This window comes from uncultured Georgenia sp., assembly GCF_937958535.1.
In the GTDB taxonomy this organism is placed as follows: domain Bacteria; phylum Actinomycetota; class Actinomycetes; order Actinomycetales; family Actinomycetaceae; genus Oceanitalea.
The window spans coordinates 1-7,409 of record NZ_CALGNQ010000023.1 but is presented as its reverse complement, the minus strand read 5'-3'; the positions used below and the strand labels follow the sequence as shown (position 1 = coordinate 7,409).

The window sequence follows — 7,409 nt, the reverse complement described above, 5'->3', positions numbered from 1 at the left end:
TCATGGTGCCGGACTGGCTCGAGGACGCCATGGTCGAGGCGGCGATCCGCGAGGTGGGACGGACCAGGCGGCCGGAGCGGCTCGACGACGTCCGGCTCGGGACCCTGACCGAGGGAACGTGCCTGCAGACGCTGCACGTCGGTCCCTTCGACGACGAGGGCCCGGTGCTGGCGACCCTGCACCAGGAGGTCATCCCCTCCCGTGGCCTGCGCCCGGTGGGTCGGCACCACGAGATCTACCTCAGCGACTTCCGCCGCGTCCCACCCGCGAACCGGCGCACCATCCTGCGCCAGCCGGTGCGGCCGGCGTGACGGCGCCGTCCGGGCGGGGGCGAGGCATCATCACCGTCGGGCCGGGCGACCCACATCTCCAGGAAGTCGTACGCCTTCACCCGTCGCAGGACCACGCGCGCCGGGAGGGGCATGTCGGACATCCGCTCGTCCCGGTAGACGCGAGGGCGGTGCAGCGGCACGACCGTGCCCCGGGTGAGGAGGGTGCAGCGGCCGGCCGCCTGGACGTTGCGGAGCCAGTCCGTCCCGGGGCCGTAGGTCAGTGCGAAGACGTACCGGTCGCCGCGCGGGAAGACGTTGATCGGGATGGCGTACCGGCGACCCGTCCGGCGCCCGCGGTGGTGGAACACCCCCAGGCCCGGCAGGAACGGGGCGAGGCGGATGACCACCCGGTTGAGGAAGCGCCGGTTGAGCCGCGCCACGCTCCGTGGCAGCACCATGGCCCCATCCCCCCTGTCTCGGCCGGGACCCGGGTGGCACCATGGCGCCATGGCGATCGAGGTGCGCCCCGCGGTCCGCTTCGAGGACGTCGCGACCATGGTAGGTCCGAAGCGGCCCGACGCGAACGTGTGCTGGTGTCTGTCCTACCGGCTGCCCTCGAAGGAGCACCTGGCGCTGCGCGGCCCGGCCCGCGGGGAGCGGATGCGCGAGCTCGTCGCCCAGGACCCGCCGCCCGGGGTGCTCGCCTACGACGGGGACGACGTCGTCGGGTGGGCCGCTGTCCACCCGCGGGCCGACACGAGCTTTGCCCGCAACCGCCGGATCCCGCACGTCGACGAGCTCGACGTCTGGTCGCTGTGGTGCGTGCGGGTCCGGCCCGGGCACCGTGGCCGGGGGATCGTCCACCACCTCGTCGCGGGCGCCGTCGAGCTGGCCCGTGCACACGGGGCGCCGGCCGTCGAGGCCTACCCGGTGGACAACGCCGGCGCCCGGGTGGACACGACGATGGCCTACGTCGGCACCAGGAGGACCTTCGAGCGGGCGGGGTTCGTCAAGGTCGCCGACACGACGTCGGTGCTCGCCGGCTTCCCGCGGGTGGTCATGCGCCGCTACCTGCGGTGAGGGCAGTCACCCGGACGCCGTGGCCCGACGGTCCGACCGTAGGATGGGCCCGGTCGAGAGGAAGGGCGGGCACCCGGTCCCATGCACTGCGCCTACTACGACGCCCGCCGCTGCGTCTCGTGCACCCTCATGGGTCAGCCGTACGCGAGCCAGCTCGCCGGGAAGGACGCGCACGCGCGGACGGTCCTGGCGGCGCACGAGGCCCTGACCTGGCTGCCGCCGGTGGCCAGCGCGGAGTCCGGGTACCGCAACAAGGCGAAGATGGCCGTCGGTGGGACGCTCGAGGAGCCGACCCTCGGAATCCTCGACGCCGAGGGGCGCGGCACCGACCTGCGCCACTGCGGCATCATCGCGCCGGGCATCCGGGCGAGCTTTCCCGCGCTGGCCGACTTCGTCACCACCGCCCGGCTCACGCCGTACGACCTGCGTACCCGCCGCGGTGAGCTCAAGCACGTCGTCGTCACGGAGTCCCCGGACGGAGAGCTCATGGTCCGCCTCGTCCTGCGCTCGACGGAGGCCCTGGCCCGGATCCGCAAGCACCTGCCCCGGCTGCGTGCGGCGCTACCGCAGGCGAGTGTCGTCTCCGTCAACCTGCTGCGCGCGCACAAGGCCGCGGTCGAGGGAGACGAGGAGATCGTCCTCACCGAGCAGGAGACGCTCGCGATGCGGCTCAACGGCGTCACCCTCCACCTGCGGCCGCAGGGCTTCTTCCAGACCAACACCGCCGTGGCGGAACGGCTCTACGCGCAGGCCGCCGCGTGGGTGGAGGAGACCGCACCCGCATCGGTCTGGGACCTGTACTGCGGCGTCGGCGGCTTTGCACTGCACTGCGCGGCGCCGGGCCGGGACGTCGTCGGGATCGAGACGAGCGAGGCGGCCGTGGCGGCGGGGGAGCGGAGCCGCCGCGAGATGGGCCTGACGAACGTGCGCTTCCTCGCCGGGGACGCCACGGGGTTCGCGCGCCGCGCAGCCGCGCCACCGGAGCTCGTCGTCGTCAACCCGCCGCGGCGCGGGATCGGACCCGAGCTCGCGAGCTGGCTGGAGGAGTCGGGGGTGCCCACGGTGCTCTACTCCAGCTGCAACGTCACCTCCCTCGCCCGTGACCTTGCGGCCATGCCCTCGCTCGTGCCGGTGCGTGGGCTGGTCCTGGACATGTTCCCGCAGACGGCCCACTCCGAGGTGCTGCTCCGGCTCACCCGCCGCTGAGGCGGGGTGGCGCCCCGGCGACGCGGCGCAGCGCCTCCATCGGCAACCGCCTCGCGCGGCGCCGTACGCCGGTCGGGTGGGGGGCGTCGGCCGATCTCCGCGGGGTGACGGTGGAGCGCGTCCATCTCCCGACCTGCGCGCGCCGATGGGGCGTGTCACGCTGACGGTCCGCCCGAACGACGGAGGACGCCCGTGCGCGCAATGGTCTACCGCGGCCCCTACAAGGTCCGCGTGGAGGAGAAGGACGTCCCGGCGATCGAGCACCCCAACGACGCCATCGTCCGGGTGGCCCTCGCTGCCATCTGCGGCTCGGACCTGCACCTCTACCACGGGATGATGCCGGACACGCGGGTCGGGACCACGTTCGGCCACGAGTTCATCGGTGTCGTCGAGCAGGTCGGTCCGTCGGTGGAGCGTCTGAAGGTGGGCGACCGGGTGATGGTGCCCTTCAACATCTCCTGCGGCTCCTGTTACTTCTGCTCCCGCGGGCTGCTGTCCAACTGCCACAACGTCAACCCCAACGCCACGGCGGTCGGCGGCATCTACGGCTACTCCCACACCTGCGGCGGCTACGACGGCGGGCAGGCGGAGTACGTCCGGGTGCCGTTCGCCGACGTCGGCCCGACCCTCATCCCGGACTGGATGGACGACGAGGACGCCGTCCTCCTCACCGACGCCGTCGCCACCGGGTACTTCGGTGCCCAGCTCGGCGACATCGGCGAGGGCGACACCGTGGTCGTCCTCGGTGCCGGGCCGGTGGGCCTCTTCGCCGCACGGTCCGCGTGGTTCATGGGTGCCGCGCGGGTCGTCGTCGTCGACCAGCTCGAGTACCGCCTGGAGAAGGCGCGGACCTTCGCCTACGCGGAGACGGTGAACTTCGCCGAGGTCGACGACGTCGTCGTCCAGCTCAAGCGCACCACGTCCGGCCTCGGCGCCGACGTGGTGATCGACGCTGTGGGAGCGGAGGCCGACGGCAACCTGATCCAGCACGTCACCGGCGCCAAGCTCAAGCTCCAGGGTGGCTCACCGGTGGCACTCAACTGGGCCATCGACGGCGTGCGCAAGGGGGGCACCGTCTCGGTCATGGGGGCCTACGGCCCGATCTTCAGCGCCGTGAAGTTCGGCGACGCCGTGAACAAGGGGCTGACCCTGCGGATGAACCAGGCACCTGTCAAGCGACAGTGGCCGCGGCTCTTCGAGCACGTGCGGGCCGGCTACCTCACGCCGAGCGACATCGTCACCCACCGCGTCCCGCTCGAGCACATCGCCGACGGCTACCACATCTTCTCCGCCAAGCTCGACGACTGCATCAAGGTGCTCGTCGAGCCGGGAGAAGGCTGACAGGAGCACCATGAGCGAGCAGATCCCCGTCTACACCGCCGCCGCGCCGCCGGTACCGTCGCCTGCCGAGCTGCGCGCCCGCATCCCCGGCTGGGGTGTCGACCTCGACCCTGCCGACCGCCCCGCCTACCCCCGGGAGCGGCCCGAGGAGACCGGCGCCCACTGGCAGCTGCCTGAGCGACAGCCCGAGACCTCACCGCGGGAGCGGTCTGTCGAGCACGAGATGCTCCCACCCGTGTTCGGCACCACCGCGCCGCTGCACGGTCTGTCGGGCGCCGTCCGGCGACTCTCCTACCGCCGCTGCAGCGAGGCCCGCGCCGCCCACTGGCTGCTGCTCATCGCCGCCGACCGGGTGGACGCGGTCGAGAGCCACCTGCGCTCCCTCGCCACGGCCCGGCCGGACAACCCGGTCACCGAGACCGGGGTGCGGACCGAGCTCACGCAGGGCGGACTCGCGGCGCGCCGGGACAGCAGCCGGTCCGACCCGCGGCACCGGTGGTCGGACCCGTTCATCGTCGCCGGCCCGTGGGTGCTGGGAGGCGCGGCAGCGGTGCTCGGCCTGCGCCGGCTGGTGCGTGGGCGCCGTCGCTGACACCCCCGCGCGCTCCTCGGCCGGTCACGCACTCAGCCGGCGGGCGTCGCGGGCGTACTCCTCGAGCTCGGCCAGGTACCGCTCACGGGCCCGGTTCGGCAGCCAGGCGACCTCGAAGGAGTTGCGGGCCAGCTGCACGAGCTGCTCGCGGGACAGGTCCGCGGCCTCGGCGAGGCGCACGTAGTTGTCCCCGACGTACCCACCGAAGTAGGCCGGGTCGTCGGAGTTCACCGTCACCCTGACCCCCGCCTCCAGCAGCCCGACGATCTCCCGCTCCTTGATCCCCTCGCTGATCCACCCGTTGGAGATCGGGCAGCAGGTGAGCCCGATGCCGCGCTCCTTGATCCGTTCGACGAGCTCGGGCCGCTCGAAGGCGTTCGACCCGTGGTCGATGCGGTCGGCGGCGATGTCCTCGAGCACCTGCCGGATGTGCTCGTGGGTGTTCTCCTGGTCGACGTCACAGTGCATCGTCAGCCGGAAGCCCTCGGTGCGGGCCCGGGCGAACACCGCGGCGAACTTCACCGGGGGGTGTCCCTTCTCGTCGGAGTCGAGCCCCACACCGAGGATCCAGTGGCGATAGGGGAGCGCCTCCATGAGCGTGCTCATCGCGTGCTCGGCGGTGAAGTCCCGCAGGAAGCACATGATGAGCTCGCCGTGGACGTCGAGGTCACGGCGCGCATCCACCAGCGCGCGGCGCAGACCGCCGATGACGTTCTGGAACGGCACCCCGCGCGAGGTGTGCGCCTGCGGGTCGAAGAACACCTCCGCGTAGCGCACGCCCTGTCCGGCGACCTTGCGGAAGTAGGCCATCGCCAGGTCGTAGAAGTCGTCAGCGGTGAGCAGCACACGCATCGACTCGTAGTAGACCGCGAGGAAGGACGGCAGGTCGTCGTAGTCGTAGGACGCACGCACCTCCTCGGGGGTCGCGGGCTCCAGCGGGATCCCGTTGCGCTGGGCGAGCTCGAACTTCAGCTCCGGCTCCAGCGTGCCCTCGATGTGCACGTGCAGCTCGGCCTTGGGCAGCCCGTGGATGAAGCGGTGCAGGTCGGACGGGATGCTCGGTGCGGTCACGGTGATGCTCCTCCTCGAGTTCGTCATGCGCACGGCGCCGGTGGGCCGAGTGGGAGCGACGCTACCCCCAACGGGTGCTGCCGGGCGCCGGTTCGGCACGTCTGCGGCCGGACCCGGTCCACGGCCGGGCCCGGTCCGCCGGGAGAGGCGCTGCGATACTCACCGGCATGGTGCGTGAGCTCGTCGTCCTCGGCACGGCGTCGCAGGTGCCCACCCGCACGCGTAACCACAACGGCTACCTGCTCCTGTGGGACGGGCAGGGCTACCTCTTCGACCCCGGGGAGGGCACCCAGCGCCAGATGACCCACGCCGGGGTCTCCGCCACACAGGTCGACCGCATCTGCCTCACCCACGTCCACGGCGACCACTGCTACGGCCTGCCGGGGGTGCTCTCCCGCATGGCGCTCGACGGCGTCACCCACCCGGTCCACGTCCACTACCCGGCGAGCGGTGAGGACGTCGTGCGGGCTCTCGTCTCGGTCGCCTCCCCGGGGCTGGACCTGCGGCTGCACCCACACGACGAGGCCGGTGAGGTGGCACCCGGGCTGGACGTGCGGCCCCTGCGCCACCGCATCGAGACCTTCGGGTACCGGCTGGTGGAGCCGGACGGTCGCACGATGCTCCCCGAGCGCCTCGCGGCGGCCGGCATCGCCGGGCCGGACGTCGGCCGCCTCCGGCGCGAGGGACGGCTGGGAGCGGTACGCCTGGAGGACGTCAGCGTCCCCCGGCGCGGGCAGCGGTTCGCCTTCGTCATGGACACCGCGCCCTGTGCCGGTGCCGAGGAGCTCGCCGCGGGCGCCGACCTCCTCGTGGTGGAGTCGACGTTCGCCGACGAGGACGCCGACCTGGCCCGTGAGTACCTCCACCTCACCGCGGGGCAGGCCGGGGCACTGGGGGCCGCCGCGGGCGTCCGCACCGTGCTGCTCACGCACTTCTCCTCGCGCTACGCGGACCTCGAGCCGCTGCGTCGGCAGGCCCAGGAGTCCGCCGGAGACGCCTCCGTCCTCCTCGCCCACGACCTCGACCGGGTGCCACTGCCCCGTCGGCGCGCCCGCGCAGCCGGGTGATGGTCGATACTCGGGTCATGATCAGCGACACCGACCGCCGGTACCTGCGCCGCTGCGTCGAGCTCGCCCGCGAGGCGCTCGAGGACGGTGACGAGCCCTTCGGCTCCGTGCTCGTCGACGCGGCGGGCGAGGTCCGCTTCGAGGACCGCAACCGGGTCAAGGACGGCGACCACACCCGCCACCCCGAGTTCGAGATCGCCCGCTGGGCGGCCCGCAACCTCACCCCGCAGGAGCGTGCCGCGGCGACCGTCTACACCTCGGGGGAGCACTGCCCGATGTGCGCCGCCGCCCACGCCTGGGTGGGTCTGGGCCGGATCGTCTACGCGACCTCCAGCGAGCAGCTCACCGCCTGGCTGGAGGAGTGGGGGGTGGCACCCGGACCCGTCGCACCCCTGCCCGTCACGGCCGTGGCGCCCGGTGTCCCGGTGGACGGCCCGGTGCCCGACCTGATAGACGAGGTGCGCGAGCTGCACCGCCGGCTGCATACCCGCACGTAGGACCTGCAGCGTCGGCGCGCGGGCGGCACCGCACCCCGAGGAGCTCAGGGGCGGGACGCCGAGACCGGCTCCTCGGGCCGGGCGCTCCGCGCACCGCGGACGGCGAGGGCGACACTCAGGACGGCGAGCCACGCCATCCCGAGCACGGCACCGATCCCCGGCGTGACCCACGCCAGCGCGACCCCGGCGACGACGAAGCCGGCCCACCCGATCGGCCGCGGCAGCCAGCGGGTGCGCACGACGACGACCGACACCGCACCGGCGAGCGCCGCGAGCGGCGCCG

General features: G+C 73.0%; 10 protein-coding genes. 7 read left to right on the top strand and 3 right to left on the bottom strand.

Annotation, left to right across the window (positions count from 1 at the left end; translation table 11 throughout):
• On the top strand, nt 1-311 hold a 311-nt coding region (locus tag Q0195_RS01050; protein WP_299273374.1), incomplete at its 5' end, for a GyrI-like domain-containing protein.
• On the opposite strand, the gene Q0195_RS01045 is transcribed toward Q0195_RS01050, so the two are convergent.
• Nucleotides 236-730: a nitroreductase family deazaflavin-dependent oxidoreductase gene (locus tag Q0195_RS01045; RefSeq protein ID WP_299273371.1), complete on the bottom strand. Its 495-nt coding sequence runs from the start codon at nt 728-730 to the stop codon at nt 236-238. The two genes, Q0195_RS01050 and Q0195_RS01045, sit on opposite strands and share 76 nt — an antisense overlap.
• 49 nt (nt 731-779) lie before the next feature.
• Between Q0195_RS01045 and Q0195_RS01040 the strand changes: the two genes are divergently transcribed.
• The 4 genes from Q0195_RS01040 to Q0195_RS01025 all read left to right on the top strand — a co-directional run bounded on the left by Q0195_RS01040 (nt 780) and on the right by Q0195_RS01025 (nt 4,491).
• Complete coding sequence (locus Q0195_RS01040; protein ID WP_299273370.1) at nt 780-1,352, top strand: GNAT family N-acetyltransferase; 573 nt, start codon at nt 780-782, stop codon at nt 1,350-1,352.
• Nucleotides 1,353-1,433: 81 nt separating this feature from the next.
• Entirely contained in the window at nt 1,434-2,558 is a 1,125-nt protein-coding gene (rlmC, locus tag Q0195_RS01035) for a 23S rRNA (uracil(747)-C(5))-methyltransferase RlmC (protein ID WP_299273367.1), read from the top strand.
• A gap of 192 nt (nt 2,559-2,750) precedes the next feature.
• Nucleotides 2,751-3,899, top strand: coding sequence for a zinc-dependent alcohol dehydrogenase (locus tag Q0195_RS01030; protein ID WP_299273364.1), 1,149 nt, complete (start codon nt 2,751-2,753; stop codon nt 3,897-3,899).
• Nucleotides 3,900-3,909: 10 nt separating this feature from the next.
• Complete coding sequence (locus tag Q0195_RS01025; protein ID WP_299273362.1) at nt 3,910-4,491, top strand: hypothetical protein; 582 nt, start codon at nt 3,910-3,912, stop codon at nt 4,489-4,491.
• Nucleotides 4,492-4,515: 24 nt separating this feature from the next.
• Here Q0195_RS01025 and add read toward each other — a convergent pair whose 3' ends face one another.
• The gene (add, locus tag Q0195_RS01020) at nt 4,516-5,562 is read right to left on the bottom strand and encodes an adenosine deaminase (protein ID WP_299273359.1); all 1,047 of its coding nucleotides are present in this window, start codon (nt 5,560-5,562) and stop codon (nt 4,516-4,518) included.
• A gap of 170 nt (nt 5,563-5,732) precedes the next feature.
• Between add and Q0195_RS01015 the strand changes: the two genes are divergently transcribed.
• Nucleotides 5,733-6,629 carry a ribonuclease Z gene (locus tag Q0195_RS01015; protein WP_299273377.1) on the top strand — a complete coding sequence of 299 codons (897 nt, stop codon included), beginning with the start codon at nt 5,733-5,735 and terminating at the stop codon, nt 6,627-6,629.
• Nucleotides 6,630-6,646: 17 nt separating this feature from the next.
• A complete protein-coding gene (locus tag Q0195_RS01010; protein WP_299273357.1) occupies nt 6,647-7,126 on the top strand; it encodes a nucleoside deaminase in 480 nt (159 codons plus the stop codon).
• 44 nt (nt 7,127-7,170) lie between these two features.
• Here Q0195_RS01010 and Q0195_RS01005 read toward each other — a convergent pair.
• The coding region (locus Q0195_RS01005; RefSeq protein WP_299273354.1) for a hypothetical protein at nt 7,171-7,409 on the bottom strand (239 nt) is incomplete at its 5' end.